Below are 18,083 nucleotides of genomic sequence, written 5' to 3'. Positions count from 1 at the left end.
GGGTCGCGCACCCTTTGACGTGCGTTTCAGCGTCATGGGGGCTGGTCTGCGATGCATTCGGCTCATTTGTCGAAGCGATCACGCCGCCTGTTGCCTCGCAAACGAGTTGTTCAGACCTTCCCTAGCAAGTGATTACGTTCATCACACACCAGCCAAAGCTTCTGTTCGCTCTGACCTTCGCTAACCAATGTACCCACATCTTCGCAAGGCGTTATTTGTTTTGCTGACTCCAACGAAAGATGAACCCCTTGGTGGCCTGCCGATACTGCGTCTTTGATCGATAAAGCCAGCCGGTTACGCCGACTCTTGGCAGGCTCATCTTTACTGGCCAAAAATCTGGCCAAATGGACATCTGAAAGTAATTTCCACTGATTCTGATGCAGTATGGGAAGGTAAGAAAAAGAGTGCATCAGCATCAACTGTCGGGCTTCGGCGACCATTTGCCATGGCTCAACGCTGACCACACCCTTGACCATCAAGTCACCAGCTCTTCTGGGTTGATTTGCCATCAATGCTTCTTCCAATCCAACGCAAAGTTCAGTTGCCGCTTGTGTCGCTGTTCGCGCTCTTGCGCCGGTATGCATCGCGTCATTCCGTGCACACCGAAGAATGTTGAAAAGTGCGTCAAATGACTTAAAGGCATGAGTACTTTCAAAAGCAAACGAAAACTGTGGGGCATCCCCGGCCAACTGCCTTAGTACATTTCGGTACGTCCCAAGATCAGCCTGGGATTGATGTAAGCGCATACCCAAGGCCTCTAAGGCGTAGCAGATCTGCTCGAACCCCTCAGAGTCGGCCAAAGCGGCATACCTGGCCGCCCTGAGCTTGTCGCGGTAATACTTGCGCTCGTCAGGTTTAAGTGCCGGAACTGTTGATGACTTGTTCATGCGCCGAATGTCAGTTTTTCAGCAAAACTGCTGTCACCGCTGGCCGTCACGATCAGCTTGTGGGTGGCCCTGGTGGCCGCCACATAAAACAGCCGCGCTTCGTCTTTCTCATCGTGATCAGGCAGGGGCAAGCGCCCCACGCCCGGAATGGCCACAACTGGAAACTCCAGCCCCTTGCTCACCTTCATGGTCATCACCCGAATCACATCACGCTCGGGCTTGTAATCGCCCGTGCCTTTGCGCACTTGGTGCGGCAAACGCATGCGCGACAGCACTTGCGAGCACACATTCATCACCACTGGGTCGCGGCACAGCACCGCCATGTCGCCCCAGGCATGGCCTTCGCTGTCGTGGGCCTCTTTGAGCAGCTCGGCAATGCGGGTGGCTTCGTCTCGCAAGGAGGGCAGGCGCACGATGATGGGCTGTTCGCCTTCGCGGCCACAGCCGATGGGCTTCACCAGCGGGATGCCGTCCTCGTCTTTGTCTTCTGGCGTCAGCAAATCGGCAGCGATCAAGCTGGCGGTTTGCAAGATCTGCTTGGTGTTGCGGTAGTTGATCCTCAAGATCGTGGTGCGCCCTTGGGCCTGGATGCCCACGCTCTTGAAGCTGAACTGCTTGCTGCGGCTGCGCTCGTAAATGCTCTGCGCATCGTCGTACAAGAGCAGCAGGCTGTTGGTGCTGGGGTCCACCATCTGCGTCACCAGCTTCAACCACTCGGGCTTGAAGTCGTGCCCCTCGTCGATCAAGATGGCTTGGTATTGGCCTGAAGGCACCTGCTTGCGCTCAACGCCCCGAATGACCGCATCCACCATCTGATCAAAAAACTCGGGCCCCTGCGCGGGCAGTGTTTGGCCATACGCGGTGAGCTGCCGGTGGCACCAACGGTGAAAGTGAATGGCGTGCACGCGGTCCGCCAAGCCTTTGGCCTTGAACGTCGCATCCAGCTTGACGGCCAGGGGCTCGTTGAAGCACAACACCAAAATGGGTTTGGCAGATTGCTGGGCCTTGGCCAGGTATTCGGCCCGGTAACCCAAGATCATGGTCTTGCCCGAGCCTGCCACGCCGTGGATCACGCGGTGGCCATCGCCCAGGCTGCGCGCCAGCTGCTCTTGTTGAAGGTCCATCACCTTCATCACATCGGGCAGATCGGCCTCGTCGTCTTGATCGTTGAACAGGCTGCCTTGGGTCTGCACCCGCACTTCGGGGAACATGATCCAGCGCACGCGGTCGATCTGGGGCACCGACAGAGCGCCTCGGAAGGCGTGGGGAAACATCTCCCACAGGCGCTGCTGGAAGGCCTCTTCTTCCACGTGCTCGGTCATCTCGTCTTGGCAAATGACCAGATGGGGCTCAATGGCCTGGTCCAGGCCCGAGGTTTCAAACTGCTTGCGGGTGATGTTGGCCAACACCACGCCATAACCCCAAGGAAACGCCAGCTTGCCCGCATGGGGCCCCGGGCCCTGTACCAACTGCGGATCGCGTGACAAGGCATTGACCACCTGGATGGCGCAGTGGCGCGCCTGGGCCACGGGGTTGATCACGACCTTGAGCTGGCCATCAGGCAAGATCTCAAAGTACTGTGGGGTGGCGCTCTGGATGGTGGACAGCTTCCAGTCCTTGACCTCCAAAATCAACAGCCCGCGCCGAGGATGCAGCACCACAAAATCGGGGTGTGATTGCTTGGGGCCCACCGGCACGTCGTACCACAGCAGGTAGTCGTCTTCCAGCTTTTGCTCAAGCCGTTGGGCCAGGCGCCGTTCGCCCCCGGTCATGCGACCGGTGCAGGTGCTCAACGCCGGGATCAAAACAGCCATCTCTGGTCCTCCGTTGGTATGGGCCAAGGAGGTGAATGGTGTTGATCAGTGCCTCCTTGGGAATCAGGCAAGGTCCTTCTGACGAGGCTGGGCCTGATGTACCAAAGCGTAACGGATTTTTGGCCTCGCCAGCCCGCCGGGACCGCGGGCTCGTCGCCCTCACGCCCCCCGCAACGCCATCAACACATGCTGCGCAAACGCATGCGCAATCACCGGCAACTGCCGCCCGCGCAGGGTGGCCAGCACCAGGCGGCCTTGCGGAAAATGCCGGTCTTCAATGGGGCGGGCCACCAGGGCACCGCCGTCTTCCACGGCGCCGATGGCGATCTGGAATGACACGGCCTGGCCGTGGTACAGGCAGCCGCGCAAGAACTCGAACGAGTTGCTTTCGATGGCCGGGCGCAGCTTGAGCGAGCTGCGGGCCAGAAAGCGCTCCAGCAGCTGGCGGCCGCCGGTGTCGCGGTTGGGCAGCACCAGGGGGTAGTCGGCGCAGTCGCGCACGCGCACGCTGGGGCGCTGGGCCAGGGGGTGGCTGCGGTGCATCACGGCCACCAGGGGTTGCTCAAACTCGCCCACCACTTCAATGTCCACCTCGGGCGCCAGGTTGAAGACCAGGGCCAGGTCGGCCTCGAAGGCGCGCAGGGCGGCCAGGGCCTGCAGGTGGTCGCCAATGCGCACCTGGTGCACGGCCAGGGGGTGGGCCTGGCGGAAGTTGGCTACCACGGCGGGCAAGAAGCTGGGCGCCAGGGCCTGGCTGGCCACCAGGCTGACGCGGCCCCGGCGCAGGCCCTGCAGGTCTTCGATCTGCGAGCGCACTTCGTCCAGCTCGGCCGAGCGGCTGCGGATGTAGCGGATGAACAGCTCGCCGGCCGCCGTCAGGCGCATGCCCCGGGGCAGGCGCTCGAAGATGGGGGTGCCCAGCTCGTCTTCCAGATCCAGGATGCGGCGGTTGACGGCCGAGGGGGCCACGTGCAGGCGCTCGGCGGCCTGGCGGATGGAGCCCACGCGGGCCACTTCGTCCACGTACTTCAGAAATCGCAGGTGGTTCATGCGGGGCGGTGGTTGCAGGTTTGGTGCCAGCGCAGGGGCGAGTGCGGGGGCGGGTGCGGCGGCGTTTGGTGTTGCCGTGACGGCAACGCAGCGCACACGCATCGCCCCAAAATGGCAACGCCATGCACCAGCAGCAGGCGTGCGCCCCACCCCTGCCGGGCGTGCGCCAGGGTGGCGGCAGCCGGCCTGGTGCCGATGCGGCCCCTCGCGGTGGGGCCGGCGCGCACAGGCCATCTGGCCGCCAGGGCCGTGCCCATCGGCATGCCCGGCCACCGTTGCCGCATGGGCAACGGTGATGGCTTGAAAAAGAACAAGAGCGGCACGCTGAAAACCAGGGTTTCGGCACGGCTGATGCATGAACCCCGGCATCTCTCACCTGCCGGAGTCTTGTCGTGTCTGCATTGGCTTTGACCTCTCAACGTGTGTGGCGCCAGGCGCTGGTGGCCGTGTCTTTCACGGCGGCCAGCCTGGGCGCCGCGATGGCGCAAAGCGCGCCGCCCGCGTCCACCACCACGCCCATCAAGTTCGTGCTGGACTGGAAGCTGCAAGGCGTGCACGCCTGGTACTACCTGGCGCAAGAGCGCGGCTACTTTGCGCAAGAAAAGATCGCGCTGCAGATTGACACGGGCGATGGCTCGGCCAACACCATCACCAAGGTGATGGCCGGGGCCTACCAGGCGGGCTTTGGCGACATCAACGCCATCGTGCAGAACGCGGCCACGCGGCCGGCCGGCACGGTGCCGGTGGTGGTGTACATGGTCTACAACCGCACGCCTTTTGCGATCATGACCAAGGCCTCCAGCCCCATCAAAACGCTGAAGGATCTGGAAGGGCGCACGCTGGGCTCGCCCGCCGGCGGTGCGGCCATGAAGATGTTCCCGGCGCTGGCCGAGCTCAATGGCATCGACGCCAGCAAGGTGAGCTGGACGCACATGGCGCCCAACCTGCAAGAGCAGATGCTGCTGACCGACCAGGTGGCGGCCTCGGCGGTGTTCTCGGTGACCAGCTACCTGAACCTGATCGGCCAGCGGGTGGACCCGGACAAAGACATCCGCTGGTTTCATTACGCCGACCACGGCATTGCGCTGTATGGCAACGGCATCGTGGTGTCGCCCACGCTGATCAAGGAGCAACCCCAGGTGGTGGCCGGGCTGGTGCGCGCCATCCACAAGGGCCTGCGCGACGCCATGGCCAACCCGGATGCTGCCATCGAGGCCCTGGCCCGGCAAGAACCGCTGATCAACAAGGCGCTGGAGAAGCGCCGCCTGCAGTACGCGCTGCAGCAGCTGGTGGTGACGCCCGAGGTGCGCCGCGTGGGCCTGGGCGACCTGAGCGACGAGCGCCTGACCAAGGCCATTGGCCAGGTGCAACAGGCGTTCGAGCTGCCACGCGCACCGGCCGTGGCCGAGGTGTTTGACCGCCGCTTCTTGCCGCCACTGGCCGACCGCCTGCCTTGATGGGCCCGCACCTGCCCCCGAGCCATGCGCCGCAAGACCCCTCCCCCCGCACCCGACCAGGCAGGCCGCCGTTTGTATGGCGCCCACCCGGCCACGGCCTGGCACGGCACGCCCGAGGTGCTGAGCCTGGTGCGCACACCCCAGCCGCCACGGCCGGTGCGGCTGCCCACGCACACCGAAGTGATCGAGCTGGACGTGCTGCGCAGCGCCCTGATGGTGGTGGACATGCAAAACGACTTCTGCCACCCCGAGGGCTGGTTTGCGCAAAAGGGCGTGAGCATGCGCGCCACGCGCAAGCCCATCCCGGTGTTGCGCGAGTTGCTGCCCGCCTGGCGCCATGCCGGTGGGCGCGTGGTGTGGCTGAACTGGGGCGTGCGGCCCGACACGCTCAACCTGGGCCCCACGGTGCGCTACAAGGCCGAGCGGCCCGACGCCGACGGGCAACCCGGGGTGGGCTATGCCCAGGGCTCGCCCCTGGACCACGGGCCCAGCGTGGTGCCTGGCAGCTGGGGGGCGCAGGTGATCAGTGAGCTGCCGCAGGCGGCCGACGACATCACGGTGTTCAAGCACCGCCTCAGCGGCTTTCATGACAACGAGCTGGACAGCATCCTGCGCCAGCAAGGCATCACCACCTTGCTGTTTGCGGGCGTCAACACCGACCGCTGCGTGTTCTCAAGCCTGCAGGACGCCGGCTTTCTGGGCTACGACTGCGTGCTGCTGAAAGACGCCTGCAGCACCCCATCGCCCGTGTACGTGACGCGGGCCATTCATTTTCTGGTCGACAAGCTGCACGGCTTTGTCGGCACGGCCGAGGCGCTGATCCCGGCGCTGAAGGTTGCTTCCACCCCCACCCACTCTGCCAAGAAGGACCCACGATGACACCCCACCGCCCGATGCCCCGCTCTCTGGCCCGGCTGCTGCTGGCCGGCCTGACCCTTGCCGGTGCGGCCATGCTGCCGCTGACCGCGCAAGCGCAGGCCACCAAGATCAAGATGGTGTTGAACTGGAAGTACGAAGGCCCGCAAGCCTGGTTCTTCATCGCACAAGACAAGGGCTACTTCAAGGCCGAGGGCCTGGACGTGGAGATCGACCAGGGCGCGGGCTCGGCCGCCTCCATCCCCAAGGTGGCCTCGGGCGCCTACCAGGCTGGTTTTGGCGACCTGAATGCCGTGATCGACCTGGCCTCCAAACGCCCGGCCGAGGCACCCGTGGCCGTGTACATGCTCTACAACACGCCGCCCTTCACCATCGTGGTCAAGAGCGACAGCCCGATCAAGACGCCCAAAGATCTGGAGGGCAAGACCGTGGGTGGCCCCGCCACCGACGCGGCGCTGAAGCTGTTTCCGGGCTTTGCCAAGCTGACAGGCATCGACGCCAGCAAGGTGAACATCACCAACATGGCGCCCAACCTGCGCGAGCAGATGCTGGCGCGCGATCAGGTGGACGCCACCTTTGGCTACGTGACCACGGTGAGCTTCAGCGCCAAGGCCATGGGCATGGACCCGACCAAAGACCTGCGCTTCATCCGCTACGGCCAGTACGGCATGGACCTCTACAGCAACGCGGTGTTTTTTGCGCGTGACTTCGTGAAGGACAACCCCAAGGCCGTGGCCGGGTTTGTGCGCGCCCTCAACCGGGCCATTGGCGAGGTGATCGCCAACCCCGACATGGGCATGGACGCCGTGATGAAGCGTGAGCCCCTGCTGAAGCGCGACGTTGAAAAGGAGCGCCTGCTGTTCACGCTGCGCAGCGACATGAGCCACCCCGAGATTGCGCGCATCGGCCTGGGCGATGTGGACGACAAGCGCCTGGCCAAGGCCATCGACATCCTGGTGGAGGCCAACCAGCTGAGCCGCACGCCCACCCCCGCCGAGGTGTTTGACCGCAGCTTCCTGCCCCCGCGCGATCAGCGCCCCAGCAAGCTGTTCTGAACCCGACACACAGAAAGAACATCCCATGGACCTCAAGCTGAGAAACAAGGTGGCCGTGATCACCGGCCCTGCCAAGGGCATGGGCGCCGCCGTGACGCTGGCCTTCGCCGACGAGGGCTGTGCCCTGGTGCTGGCGGGCCGCGACACGGCCGCCATCGAGCCGGTGGCGCAGGCCGCCCGGGCCAAGGGCGTGCCCGCCATCGTGGTGCGCTGCGACCTCACCGACCCGGAGCAGACCGATGCGCTGGCGCGTGCGGCCCTGGCGCAGTTCGGCCGCATCGACATCCTGGTGAACGTGGCCGGGGGCTCCGGCCCCATCGGCAAAACAGGCTGGGAGACCACCACCGAAGAGTTCAACGACATCGTCGAGCTCAACATGACCGGCTGCTTCAACACCATGCGCGCCGTGATGCCCGCCATGATCGAGCAGGGTGGCGGCAAGGTGGTGAACGTGGGCGGCACCTTCGGCATGCGCGGGCGTGCGGGCCGCATGGCGTATTCGGCCTCGAAGTGGGGCCTGCGCGGCATCACCAAGAGCTTTGCGCTGGAGGCCGGCCCGCACAACATCAACGTGAACTGCGTGGCCCCAGGCATGGTGGATGGGCCGCGCTTTCGCGAGAAGGTGTGCGCCAACATGGCCACGAAGCTGGGCATCAGCCTGGAAGAAGCCATGCAGCGCCACGCCGAGGATTACGCACTCAAGCGCGTGACGCTGGACGAGGACGTGGCGAACGCCTGCCTGTTTCTGGCCAGCGATGCCTCGCGCCAGATCACCGGGGTGGACCTGCCCGTCGATGGCGGCTGGGCCATGCTGTGAGGAGTACACAACCATGAGCAACGCAGACCTGGTGATCCGGGGCGGCAAGATCGTCTCGCCCGAGCAGATCGTTGAGGCCTCCATCGCGATTGCCGACGGCAAGATCGTGGCCATCGGTCACGACGACCTGATGCCCAGCGCCCGCGAAGAGCTGCGCGCCGATGGGCAGTACCTGCTGCCCGGGGCCATTGACAGCCACGTGCACTTTCGCGACCCGGGCTATCCGCACAAAGAAACCTGGAAGACGGGCTCGGCCGCGGCGGCCTGCGGTGGTGTGACCACGGTGTTCGAGATGCCCAACACCAACCCGCCCACCGGCACCATCGAGGCGCTGCGCCTGAAGCAAAAGGCGGCCGAATCGTCATACGTGGACTACGGCATCCACGGCCTGCTGGGCGACGACACCATCGACCGCCTGGAGGAGTTGCTGGACGCCGGCGTGACCAGCTTCAAGGCCTTTGTGGGCAACACCTTCGGCAACCTGCCCGCGCCCACCGACGGCGCCTTGCTGGAGGGCTTCGAGAAGCTGGCGCCCTTGGGCATCCGCACCGTGGTGCATGCCGAGAACTCATCGATCATGGCGCGCCGCCAGCACCTGATGGAGGCGGCCGGCCGCATCGACCCGCTGGCCCACCTGGCGGCCCGCCCCGCCGTGGCCGAGATCGAGGCCATTGGCCGCGTGCTGACCCTGGCCGAATGGACGGGCGCACGCGTGCACATCGCGCACCACAGCGCCGCCGATTCGCTGTTTGTGCTGCGCGCAGCCAAGCAACGCAGCGTGGACGTGACGGTGGAGACCTGCCCGCAGTACCTGCTGCTCAACACCAAGGACATGCTGCGCCTGGGCGGCATCTTGCGCCTGAACCCGCCCATCCGCGAAGAGCGCCACAACCTGCCGCTGTGGGATGCCTTGATGGACGGCACCATCGACATGATCGCCACCGACCACGCCCCCCACGCGCCCGCAGAAAAAACCCGCGAGAGCATCTGGCAATGCGATTGCGGCTTCCCGGGTGTGGAAACCCAGATGCCGCTGATGCTGACCGAAGTGAACCGCCAGCGTGCCACGCTGATGGACTACGTGAAGTGGAGCGCCGCCGCCCCCGCCAAGGCCTGGGGCCTGTACGGCACCAAGGGCGTGCTGGCCGTGGGCGCGCATGCCGACATCGCCGTGGTGGACATGGACCGCCGTGCGGTGCTGTCGCAAGGGCGGCTGCAATCGATCAGCAAGATCTCGCCCTGGAACGGCCGCGCCGTGCAAGGGGTGCCGGTGCACACGCTGGTGCGGGGCCGCTTCGTGATGCGCGACAGCCGCCTGGTGGCCGAGGCCGCCGGCTGGGGGCAATCGGTGAAGGGCGTGCAGCGCATGCCCACGCCACGCCCGCGTAACACCGAGCACTACAGCAGCCAGATCCTGAGCACCCCGGCCGGCGTGCCCACCACCGCCGTGCCCGCCGACCCCTCGGCCCTGGAGGGCGCGGCATGAGCGCGCACGCGCAGACGGTGGGCGTGCACCGCATCGCGTGCCGGGGGCCGGCCGACCTGTCGGGCGTGCAGGCCCTGGTCGAGGCCGGCACCTTGCAGCCTCAAGACATCGTGGCCGTGATGGGCAAGACCGAAGGCAATGGCTGTGTGAACGACCACACCCGTGACTACGCCGCCACGGCCTGGAGCCAGTGGCTGGCGGGCCACCTGGGCTGCAGCGCCGATGAGGCCGCGCGGCGTGTGGCGCTGGTGATGTCGGGCGGCACCGAGGGCGTGCTGTCGCCGCACTTCACGGTGTTCACGCGGCGCTGGCTGCCCGAGGCACCGCCGCCGCGCAAGGGCGCGCCCCCGCGCCTGGTGATCGGCACCGCGCAAACCCGCGCCTTGGCCCCGCACGAACTGGGCCGCATGGCGCAGATCGAGGCCACCGCCCAGGCCGTGCGCGAGGCCATGGCCCAGGCCGGCATTGAACGGCTGCGCGATGTGCACTTTGTGCAGGTGAAGTGCCCGCTGCTGACATCGGCCGATGTGCAGGCCGCGCTGCAAGCGGGGCACGAGCCCGCCACGCGCGACACCTATGAATCCATGGGCTACTCGCGCGGGGCCTCGGCCCTGGGCGTGGCCCTGGCGCTGGACGAGGTGCCCGCCCAGGCCCTGAGCGATGCGGCCGTGCTGCGCGACTGGTCGCTGTACTCGGGCTGTGCCTCGGTGTCGGCCGGCATCGAGGTGGACCACAACGTGGTCATCGTGCTGGGCGAGGTGGCCGGCGCCGCATCGCCCTACCGCATCGCCCACACCGTGATGGCCGATGCGGTGGATGGGGCCTCGGTGCGCACCTTGTTGCGCGACTGTTTTGCCATCGACCCCGACCACAACGACGCCGTGCAGGCGGGGCGCCTGGTGAACCTGCTGGCCAAGGCCGAGTCCAGCCCCGACGGGCTGGTGCGCGGCCAACGCCACACCATGCTCAATGACTCGGACATCAATGCCACGCGCCACGCGCGGGCTGTGGTGGGCGGCGTGCTGGCGTCCATCGCCGGGCACACCGCGCTGTATGTGTCCGGGGGGGCCGAGCACCAGGGGCCCGCTGGCGGTGGCCCCGTGGCCGCGATCTTGCATGTTGAGGATGCCGTATGAAGGATGCACCATGACCCCCGCTTTCATTGACCTGAGCGACGTGACCGTGCGTTACGGCACCGATGCCCAGAGCACCCTGGCCCTGGACCGCACCAACCTGCGCATTGCCCAGGGCGACTTCGTGGCCCTGGTGGGCCCCAGCGGCTGCGGCAAGTCCACCATCTTGAAGCTGGTGGCGGGGCTCTTGCAGCCCAGCTCGGGTGGCTTGCTGGTGGGCGGGCGTGAAAGCCCCAGCACCCAGCAATCGGGCAAGACCCGCATTGGCCTGGCCTTTCAAAACCCGACGATGCTGCCCTGGCTGAGCATCCGCGACAACGTGATGATGCCGCTGAAGATCGTGGAGCCGTTTCGCAGCGAGTACGGCCGCAAGAAGCGCGGCGAGTTTGCCGAACGGGCCGAGGCGCTGCTGGCCCAGGTGGGCCTCAAGGGCTTTGGCGACAAGCGGCCCTGGCAGCTCTCGGGCGGCATGCTGCAGCGTGCCTCGCTGTGTCGCGCCCTGATCCACGAACCACAGCTGCTGCTGCTCGATGAGCCCTTTGGCGCGCTGGATTCGTTCACCCGCGAAGAGCTGTGGGCGCTGACCCAGCAGTTGTGGATGGACAAGCAGCCCACGGTGCTGCTGGTGACGCACGACCTGCGCGAGGCGGCCTACCTGGCCACGCGCATCTGCGTGATGAGCGCCCGCCCCGGCCGCATCCTGGAAGACCGTGCCGTGCCGTTTGAGCGCCCCCGCACGCTGGCCATGAGCTACGCCCCCGAGGTGTCGGGCCTGGTGCAGGAGCTGCGCCAGTGCATTGCCGATGCGCGCACGAACGCCGACCTGGCCGATCAAGCCAACACCAGCCCCGACCCGCAAAGGAAAGCCGCATGAGCGCCCCCAACCGAATGATGTCGGCCCAGGCGCGTCAACGCCTGATGTCGGCCACCGCCCTGGTGGGCTTTTTTGTGCTGTGGGAGCTGGCCTGCGTGGCCACGGGCGTGTCCGACCTGGTGCTGCCCCGCCCCAGCCAGATCCTGCAGGTGCTGATCGACAAGCTGCCGCTGCTGTGGCCGCACACGGTGCAAACGCTCTACACCACCCTGGCGGGCTTTGCCCTGGGCGTGCTCATCGGCATCGTGCTGGGCCTGTTGATCGGCTCGTCCAAAACCGCCTATGACGTGGCCTACCCGCTGCTGGTGGGGTTCTCCAGCATCCCCAAGGTGGCCGTGGTGCCCATCTTCGTGGTGTGGTTCGGGTCGGGCACGGTGCCGGCCATCCTCACGTCGATGGTGATCTGCATCTTCCCGGTGGTGGTGAACGTGGCCACCGGCCTGGCCAGCACCGAACCCGAACTGGAAGACGTGCTGCGCGTGCTGGGCGCCAAGAAGCGCGACATCTTGTGGAACGTGGCCTTGCCGCGCGCCATGCCTTACCTGTTTGCCTCGTTGAAGATCGCCATCACGCTGGCCTTTGTGGGCACGGTGCTGGCGGAAACGGTGGCGGCCAACAAAGGCATCGGCACGGTGATGATGATCGCCAGCGGCAACTTCGATGTGCCCATGGTGTTTGCAGGGCTGTTGATCCTGGCGGTGTTGGGTGTGATGCTGTACACCTTATCGTCGCTGCTGGAGCGACGCGTGACGGGCTGGGCCCAACGCAAAACCGACCTGGGAATGGCATGAGTGAACACACGACAAGCACCGGCACGCTGCGCAGCGTGGCCGTGTTCTGCGGCTCGAACTTTGGCGTGAGCGAGGCCTATGCCGAGGCGGCCCGCACCCTGGGCACGCTGATGGCGCAGCAGGGCATCACGCTGGTCTATGGCGGCACCAACAAGGGCCTGATGGGCGTGGTGGCCGATGCCGTGCTGGACGCCGGCGGCGAGGCCATCGGCATCATCAACCAGCGCCTGCACGACCGGGGGCACCTGCACCCCCGCCTGGTGCGCCACGAGGTGCAGCCCCACATGCGCGCCCGCAAGGCCCGCATGGCCGAGCTGGCCGACGCCTTCATCGCCCTGCCGGGTGGCCTGGGCACGCTGGAAGAGCTGTTTGAGGTGGCCACCCTGACGCAACTGGGCGACCACAGCAAAGCCTGCGCTGCGCTGAACACGCGGGGCTTTTACGAGCCCATGCGCCAGATGCTGGCGCAAGCCGCCACCGAGGGCTTTCTGAAGCCCGAGCACCGCGACATGGTGCTGATCGACAGCGACCCCGCCACCCTGCTGGAGGGCTTGCGCCAATGGCAGGCCCCCACCGTGAGCAAGTGGATCGGCCAACCCGGTTCATGACCTTCAACCCTTGCTGGCTGCCCACATGCCCCTGATCCGCATCACCACCGCCGGCCGCACCTTCGTGGCCCGCACCCACCCCGAGGCGCCCGCCACCGTGGCCGCCTTCTTGCCACTGCTGCCCTACCGGCAAAAGCTCATCCACGTGCGCTGGAGCGGCGAGGGCTGCTGGGTGCCGCTGGGCGATTTTGTGCTGAGCCACGAGGGCCAGCCCGTGGGCTTCGAGAACCACACCAGCCACCCCTCGGTGGGCGATGTGCTGTTCTATCCTGGTGGCTACAGCGAAACCGAGATCATCATGGCCTACGGCAGTTGCAGCTTTTCCAGCAAGCTGGGGCAACTGGCGGGCAATCACTTTCTGACCATCGTTGAAGGCCGCGAGCACCTGCGCGAGGTGGGCCTGAAAACCCTGTGGGAAGGCGCACAGGACGTGTGTTTTGAGCTGATGGAGGAGCCCGGCCATGTCCCAGGCGCCAGCTGACGTGCATGGAACACCACCGCGCCTGTTGATACGCGGTGGCTTGGTGCTGAGCGAGGCCGATGCCCCGGCCACCCACGCCGACATCCTGATCGAAGACGGCCAGGTGGCCGCACTGGGGGCGCCCGGCCAGTTCGACACGCTGGACGACGTGGCCCTGCTGAACGCGCACGACCGCCTGGTGATGCCAGCCTGGGCCAACGGCCACACCCACGCCCATGGCGGCCTGGGGCGCGGCGCGGTGGACGATGTGCGGCTGGAGGGCTTTCTGGCGGCCGCGCCGGCCATCAATGGCCAACGGGGCTGGCAGGACATGGCCCTGAGCGCCACCCTGACAGCGGTGGAGCTGCTCAAGAAAGGCTGCACCGCGCTGTTCGACATGAGCAGCGAGTTCCCGCTGCCCACGGTGGGTGGCCTGCATGCCGTGGCCCGCGCCTACGAGGCCGTGGGCATCCGCGCCGTGGTGGCCCCCATGATGGCCGACCGCACGCTGTACCAGGCCTTTCCGGCGCTGCTGGACGACATGCCCCCGCCACTGCAATCGGCTGCTGCCCAGGCCCGTGCGGCCGACGCGACCGCCTGCCTGGCCGCCGTGCGCGCCGCCGCACAAGACTGGCCCTTTGACCCGGGCCGCATCCGCCTGGGCATCGCGCCCACCATCCCGCTGTTTTGCTCGGATGACTTCATGCGGGGCTGCGCCGACTTGTCGGCCGAATTCCATCTGCCCATGCAGATCCACCTGGCCGAAAGCCGCTTGCAGGCCGTGCAGGGCCAGGCACGTTACGGCCGCAGCCTGGTGGCCCACATGGAGACCCTGGGCCTGCTGAGCCCGCGGTTGAGCGTGGCCCACGCCATCTGGATCGACGACGACGACATCGACCGCCTGGCCCGCGCCGGGGTGACGGCCGTGCACAACCCCTTGAGCAACCTGCGCCTGGGCTCGGGCGTGGCGGCCATCCGGCGCATGAAGGCGCGGGGCCTGCGTGTGGCCCTGGGCACCGACGGGGCCAACACCTCGGACACGCAAAACCTGTTTGAAGCGGCGCGGCTGGCGGCCTACCTGTCGCGCATCATCGAGCCCAACGAGCGCGAGTGGATCACGGCCGGCGAGGCCTGGGAGATGGGCACCACACACAGCGCCCACGCCCTGGGCTGGGGCGAGCGCCTGGGCCGCCTGGCCCCGGGGTTTGAGGCCGACCTGGTGCTGCTGGACCTCTCCAAGCCCATTTACGTGCCCTTGCGCCACGCCATGCGACAACTGGTGCACGGCGAGAACGGCGCGGCCGTGAGCCACGTGCTGGTGGGCGGCCGCGTGGTGGTGGAAAACGACCGCCTGCTGACGCTGGACGAAACCGCACTGCGCCAACAGGCCGAAGAAGCCGCCGCCCGCCTGGATGCGCTCAACACCGAAGGCCGTCACCTGGCCCAGGCCATGCGGCCGTGGATCGGGGCATTTTGTTGCGGGGTGGCGCGTGGAGTGGCCTGATGCGCCCACGGCCGCCCTGGCCACCCCCCTGCCCGAGGTCACCATCACCATCACCGTCACCCGCCAGCCGCAGACGGCCTTCGAGGCAGGCGCCTCGGTGAGCGTGGTGACGGCCGCACAAGCGCGTGACGCCCTGCCCAACCAGCCGGCCGACTGGCTGGCCCGGGTGCCCGGGGTGGTGGCACTGGACCGCCAGAACGCCGCGCAAGACCTGCAGTTGTCGGTGCGGGGCTTTGGCTCGCGCGCATCGTTCGGGGTGCGGGGTGTGCGCTTGTATGAAGACGGTGTGCCCCTGAGCCAGCCCGACGGCCAGGGCCAGACCGGCACGCTGGACTGGTGGAACGTGCAGAGCCTGGAGGTGCTGCGCGGGCCGATGTCGGTGATGTACGGCAATGCGGCGGGGGGTGTGATCCAGGTGTTCAGCACACCGCCGGCGGCGCAACCCGAGGCACGCACGGGCCTGGTGGTGGGCGAACATGGCCTGTGGGCCGCCATGGTGGAGGGCTCGGGCCCCGTCAGCGACACACTGGGGGTGCGCGTGCAGGCCAGCGCGGGCGCGGCCGATGGGCAACGGCAGCACAGCCGCTACCAGCGCGAGGCCTGGCGCGCACGGCTGCAGTGGCAACCCTCTGACGACGAAACGCTGAACCTGATCGCACGGCAGGTGCGCATCCCCGAGGCGCAAGACCCGCTGGGCCTGACCGAGGCCCAATGGCGCGACAACCCCGATCAGGCCACGGCCGCCGCGCTGCGCTACAACACGCGCAAGGCCATCGAACAAACGCAGCTGTCGCTGCAGCACGAGTGGCGCCAGGGCGCGCAGCGCTGGCAATGGCTGGTGTACGGCGGACAGCGCGTGGTGACGCAGTTCCAGTCCATCCCCGCGCCGCCCGACAGCACCGTGCAAACGCAGGCCACGCACCCCGGTGGCGTGATCGACCTGAAGCGGCGCTTTGTGGGGGCCGACCTGCGCTGGCAATGGCAAGGCGAGTGGCTGGCCAGGCCCTTGAACGTGCTGACAGGGGTGTCGGTGGACCAGTTGAATGAAACGCGCCGGGGCTTTCAGAACTTTGTGGATGAAGGCGCCACCACCGTGCTGGGCGGACTGGGCGTACTGGGAATGAAGGGCGCCCTGCGCCGCGATGAGCGCAACACCATCACCCAGGCCGACCCCTATGTGCAGGCGCAGTGGGACGTGGCACCCGACTGGCGGCTGCAGGCCGCCTGGCGACAGGTGAATGTGCGCTTTGAATCAGACGACCGCTATGTGGTGCCGGGCAATGGCGATGACAGTGGCCAACGCCGCTGGCAGGCCCACACCCCCGTGCTGGGCGTGTTGTGGCGCGTGCGGCCCGACTGGCACCTGCACGCCAGCGTGGGGCGCACCTTCGAGACGCCCACCTTCAACGAAGTGGCCTACCGCTCGGTGGCCGGTGATGAAACCGGGCTGAACACCACGCTGCAGGCCGCGCGCGGGCGCCAGGTGGAGCTGGGCAGCCAGTGGCGCTGGTCGCGCGGCGGCGCCTTCAACCTGAGCGTGTACGAGGTGCGCACCCGCGATGAGATTGCCGTGGCGCGCAACAGCTTTGGGCGCAGCACCTTCCAGAACGTGGGCGGCACGGTGCGCCAGGGCCTGGAGGCCGGGCTGGACATGGCGGTGTGGCCCGAGGCTGCGACGGGCCTGCGCCTGCGCAGCGCCCTGGGTTGGACACGCGCGCGCACCACCGAAGACTTCACCAGCACCTCGGCGGGTGTGAGCACGCCCGTGCCCGCTGGCCAGGCCTTGCCTGGCATCCCTCGGCACACGGCCTGGACCGAACTGGCATGGCGGCCCCAGCCCACCGGCTGGCACACCGCCCTGGAATGGCGCCACCAGGGCCGCCTGTGGGCCAACGATGTGAACGACACAGCGGCCCCCTCATCATCGCGCTGGGGCTGGCGACTGGGTTGGCGGGCGGTGGGCAGCACGGGGCCCACCACCGCGCCCCACACCTGGCGCATTGATGCGCTGCTGCGCGTCGACAACCTGTTCGACAGCCAGGACGTGAGCTCGGTCATCGTCAACGAGGGCAACCGGCGCTACTTCGAGCCGGCACCGGGGCGCGCGGCTTCGGTGATGGTGAACCTGCAGCGGGGCTGGTGAGGCGATCACAACAGCCCAAACAGGTCTCGGGGGTCCCGTTGATGCGGCAGCAGGGCCAGAGGCTGCCCCAGGCCCAGGGCCTGTGCACGGCCGTGCAGGTAGCGCAGGGTGCTGAAGTCTTCCAGCGCGAACCCCACCGAATCGAACACCGTGATCTGATCGGCTTGCTCACGGCCCGGGTGCTGCCCGCTCAGCACCCGCCACAACTCCACCACGGCAAAGTCGGGTGGCATCTGTTGCAGATCGCCTTCCACACGGGTTTGGGGCTCAAACTCCACAAACACCTGCGCGGCCTGCAGCACCTGGGGCGCCAGCTCGGTCTTGCCCGGGCAGTCGCCACCGATGGCGTTGAGGTGCATGCCTGGCGCCAGCATGTGGGCATGCACGATGGTGGCCAGGCGTTTGTCGGCGGTGGCGGTGGTGACGATGTCGGCGCCCTGCATGGCCTCGGCCGCGCTGGCGCACACCTGCACACGCAAGCCCGGCCCCGCCGCACGCTCCAGGTGGTGCACCAGGCGCTGCGTGGCGCTGGGGTCGACGTCGTACAGGCGCAGGGTGTGGATGCCCATGAGGTGGTGAAACGCCAGGGCCTGAAACTCGCTTTGCGCCCCGTTGCCGATCAGGGCCATGACCCGGCTGTCGGGCCGCGCCAGCGCGCGCGCGGCCAGCACCGAGGTGGCCGCCGTGCGCAAGGCCGTGCTCAGGGTGAGCTCGCTGATCAGCAGGGGCAGGCCGGTGTTCACCTCGGCCAGGGCGCCAAAGGCCATCACGGTGGGCAGGCCCAGGCGCACATTGCCGGGGTGGCCGTTGACGAACTTGAAGCTGTGCAGGCGGGCGTCGGCAATGGGCATCAGCTCGATCACGCCCGTGGGCGAGTGGCTGGCCACACGCGGGCACTTGTCAAACTCGGGCCACCGTCTGAAGTCGTCGTCCAGGCAGTGCACCAGGCCGGCCAGGGTGTCGGCCAGACCCTGTTGTCTCACCAGCGCGGCCACATCGGCCACGCTCAGGAACAGTGGATGGGTGCGTTTCATGGCACGTCCCTCCTTCCTGGCTTCAGTATGGCAGCGCCGGGCTCGGGTGGCCACCCGTGGGGCAACGGCCCTGACGCCATCCGTGACTTCGTGC

General features: G+C 67.2%; 16 protein-coding genes. 12 read left to right on the top strand and 4 right to left on the bottom strand.

What is annotated here, in order from left to right; translation table 11 throughout:
* Positions 1–110 precede the first annotated feature (110 nt).
* The 3 genes from WNB94_RS09190 to WNB94_RS09180 form a co-directional block, all read right to left on the bottom strand.
* Positions 111–887, bottom strand: a complete 777-nt coding sequence (locus tag WNB94_RS09190) for a hypothetical protein (protein ID WP_341389882.1) — start codon at positions 885–887, stop codon at positions 111–113.
* The gene (locus WNB94_RS09185) at positions 884–2,701 is read right to left on the bottom strand and encodes a DEAD/DEAH box helicase (RefSeq protein ID WP_341389881.1); all 1,818 of its coding nucleotides are present in this window, start codon (positions 2,699–2,701) and stop codon (positions 884–886) included. Before WNB94_RS09185 ends, WNB94_RS09190 begins: the two co-directional genes overlap by 4 nt.
* A 159-nt stretch (positions 2,702–2,860) precedes the next feature.
* Entirely contained in the window at positions 2,861–3,751 is an 891-nt protein-coding gene (locus WNB94_RS09180) for a LysR family transcriptional regulator (protein WP_341389880.1), read from the bottom strand.
* Between the two features lie 392 nt (positions 3,752–4,143).
* Between WNB94_RS09180 and WNB94_RS09175 the strand changes: the two genes are divergently transcribed.
* From WNB94_RS09175 to WNB94_RS09120, 12 genes are read left to right on the top strand one after another with little or no spacing between them, the layout of a single operon-like run.
* Positions 4,144–5,208: an ABC transporter substrate-binding protein gene (locus tag WNB94_RS09175; protein ID WP_341389878.1), complete on the top strand. Its 1,065-nt coding sequence runs from the start codon at positions 4,144–4,146 to the stop codon at positions 5,206–5,208.
* 24 nt (positions 5,209–5,232) lie between these two features.
* Positions 5,233–6,087 (top strand): cysteine hydrolase family protein, encoded by an 855-nt coding sequence (locus WNB94_RS09170; RefSeq protein WP_341389877.1) that lies wholly within the window; start codon positions 5,233–5,235, stop codon positions 6,085–6,087.
* Positions 6,084–7,139 carry an ABC transporter substrate-binding protein gene (locus WNB94_RS09165; RefSeq protein WP_341389875.1) on the top strand — a complete coding sequence of 352 codons (1,056 nt, stop codon included), beginning with the start codon at positions 6,084–6,086 and terminating at the stop codon, positions 7,137–7,139. The genes WNB94_RS09170 and WNB94_RS09165 overlap by 4 nt, the downstream gene beginning before the upstream one ends.
* 25 nt (positions 7,140–7,164) lie before the next feature.
* The gene (locus WNB94_RS09160; RefSeq protein ID WP_341389873.1) at positions 7,165–7,956 is read left to right on the top strand and encodes an SDR family NAD(P)-dependent oxidoreductase; all 792 of its coding nucleotides are present in this window, start codon (positions 7,165–7,167) and stop codon (positions 7,954–7,956) included.
* A gap of 13 nt (positions 7,957–7,969) precedes the next feature.
* Positions 7,970–9,442 carry an allantoinase AllB gene (gene allB / locus WNB94_RS09155; protein ID WP_341389872.1) on the top strand — a complete coding sequence of 491 codons (1,473 nt, stop codon included), beginning with the start codon at positions 7,970–7,972 and terminating at the stop codon, positions 9,440–9,442.
* Positions 9,439–10,578 (top strand): cyanuric acid amidohydrolase, encoded by a 1,140-nt coding sequence (atzD, locus tag WNB94_RS09150; protein WP_341389870.1) that lies wholly within the window; start codon positions 9,439–9,441, stop codon positions 10,576–10,578. Before allB ends, atzD begins: the two co-directional genes overlap by 4 nt.
* 10 nt (positions 10,579–10,588) lie before the next feature.
* Positions 10,589–11,449 (top strand): ABC transporter ATP-binding protein, encoded by an 861-nt coding sequence (locus tag WNB94_RS09145; RefSeq protein ID WP_341389869.1) that lies wholly within the window; start codon positions 10,589–10,591, stop codon positions 11,447–11,449.
* A complete protein-coding gene (locus tag WNB94_RS09140; protein ID WP_341389868.1) occupies positions 11,446–12,240 on the top strand; it encodes an ABC transporter permease in 795 nt (264 codons plus the stop codon). The genes WNB94_RS09145 and WNB94_RS09140 overlap by 4 nt, the downstream gene beginning before the upstream one ends.
* Positions 12,237–12,848, top strand: coding sequence for an LOG family protein (locus tag WNB94_RS09135; RefSeq protein ID WP_341389867.1), 612 nt, complete (start codon positions 12,237–12,239; stop codon positions 12,846–12,848). Before WNB94_RS09140 ends, WNB94_RS09135 begins: the two co-directional genes overlap by 4 nt.
* 25 nt (positions 12,849–12,873) lie before the next feature.
* Positions 12,874–13,329, top strand: a complete 456-nt coding sequence (locus WNB94_RS09130) for a DUF3830 family protein (protein ID WP_341389865.1) — start codon at positions 12,874–12,876, stop codon at positions 13,327–13,329.
* Positions 13,310–14,812 (top strand): amidohydrolase family protein, encoded by a 1,503-nt coding sequence (locus WNB94_RS09125; RefSeq protein WP_341389864.1) that lies wholly within the window; start codon positions 13,310–13,312, stop codon positions 14,810–14,812. Before WNB94_RS09130 ends, WNB94_RS09125 begins: the two co-directional genes overlap by 20 nt.
* Positions 14,799–16,955, top strand: a complete 2,157-nt coding sequence (locus WNB94_RS09120) for a TonB-dependent receptor family protein (protein WP_341389863.1) — start codon at positions 14,799–14,801, stop codon at positions 16,953–16,955. The genes WNB94_RS09125 and WNB94_RS09120 overlap by 14 nt, the downstream gene beginning before the upstream one ends.
* A 5-nt stretch (positions 16,956–16,960) precedes the next feature.
* Here WNB94_RS09120 and ocd read toward each other — a convergent pair whose 3' ends face one another.
* Positions 16,961–17,989: an ornithine cyclodeaminase gene (gene ocd / locus WNB94_RS09115; protein WP_341389861.1), complete on the bottom strand. Its 1,029-nt coding sequence runs from the start codon at positions 17,987–17,989 to the stop codon at positions 16,961–16,963.
* Between the last annotated feature and the right edge of the window lie 94 nt (positions 17,990–18,083).

Source organism: Aquabacterium sp. A3, assembly GCF_038069945.1.
In the GTDB taxonomy this organism is placed as follows: Bacteria; Pseudomonadota; Gammaproteobacteria; order Burkholderiales; family Burkholderiaceae_C; genus Aquabacterium.
Note: the sequence above shows the minus strand (reverse complement) of the source record. Positions and strands in the feature narration are given on the sequence as shown.

Bases quoted from the DNA above. Each gene is read 5' to 3' on its own strand.
- WNB94_RS09190 (WP_341389882.1), bottom strand. From the start codon at position 887: ATGAACAAGTCATCAACAGTTCCGGCACTTAAACCTGACGAGCGCAAG.
- WNB94_RS09185 (WP_341389881.1), bottom strand. From the start codon at position 2,701: ATGGCTGTTTTGATCCCGGCGTTGAGCACCTGCACCGGTCGCATGACC.
- WNB94_RS09180 (WP_341389880.1), bottom strand. From the start codon at position 3,751: ATGAACCACCTGCGATTTCTGAAGTACGTGGACGAAGTGGCCCGCGTG.
- WNB94_RS09170 (WP_341389877.1), top strand. From the start codon at position 5,233: ATGCGCCGCAAGACCCCTCCCCCCGCACCCGACCAGGCAGGCCGCCGT.
- WNB94_RS09165 (WP_341389875.1), top strand. From the start codon at position 6,084: ATGACACCCCACCGCCCGATGCCCCGCTCTCTGGCCCGGCTGCTGCTG.
- WNB94_RS09160 (WP_341389873.1), top strand. From the start codon at position 7,165: ATGGACCTCAAGCTGAGAAACAAGGTGGCCGTGATCACCGGCCCTGCC.
- allB (WP_341389872.1), top strand. From the start codon at position 7,970: ATGAGCAACGCAGACCTGGTGATCCGGGGCGGCAAGATCGTCTCGCCC.
- atzD (WP_341389870.1), top strand. From the start codon at position 9,439: ATGAGCGCGCACGCGCAGACGGTGGGCGTGCACCGCATCGCGTGCCGG.
- WNB94_RS09145 (WP_341389869.1), top strand. From the start codon at position 10,589: ATGACCCCCGCTTTCATTGACCTGAGCGACGTGACCGTGCGTTACGGC.
- WNB94_RS09140 (WP_341389868.1), top strand. From the start codon at position 11,446: ATGAGCGCCCCCAACCGAATGATGTCGGCCCAGGCGCGTCAACGCCTG.
- WNB94_RS09135 (WP_341389867.1), top strand. From the start codon at position 12,237: ATGAGTGAACACACGACAAGCACCGGCACGCTGCGCAGCGTGGCCGTG.
- WNB94_RS09130 (WP_341389865.1), top strand. From the start codon at position 12,874: ATGCCCCTGATCCGCATCACCACCGCCGGCCGCACCTTCGTGGCCCGC.
- WNB94_RS09125 (WP_341389864.1), top strand. From the start codon at position 13,310: ATGTCCCAGGCGCCAGCTGACGTGCATGGAACACCACCGCGCCTGTTG.
- ocd (WP_341389861.1), bottom strand. From the start codon at position 17,989: ATGAAACGCACCCATCCACTGTTCCTGAGCGTGGCCGATGTGGCCGCG.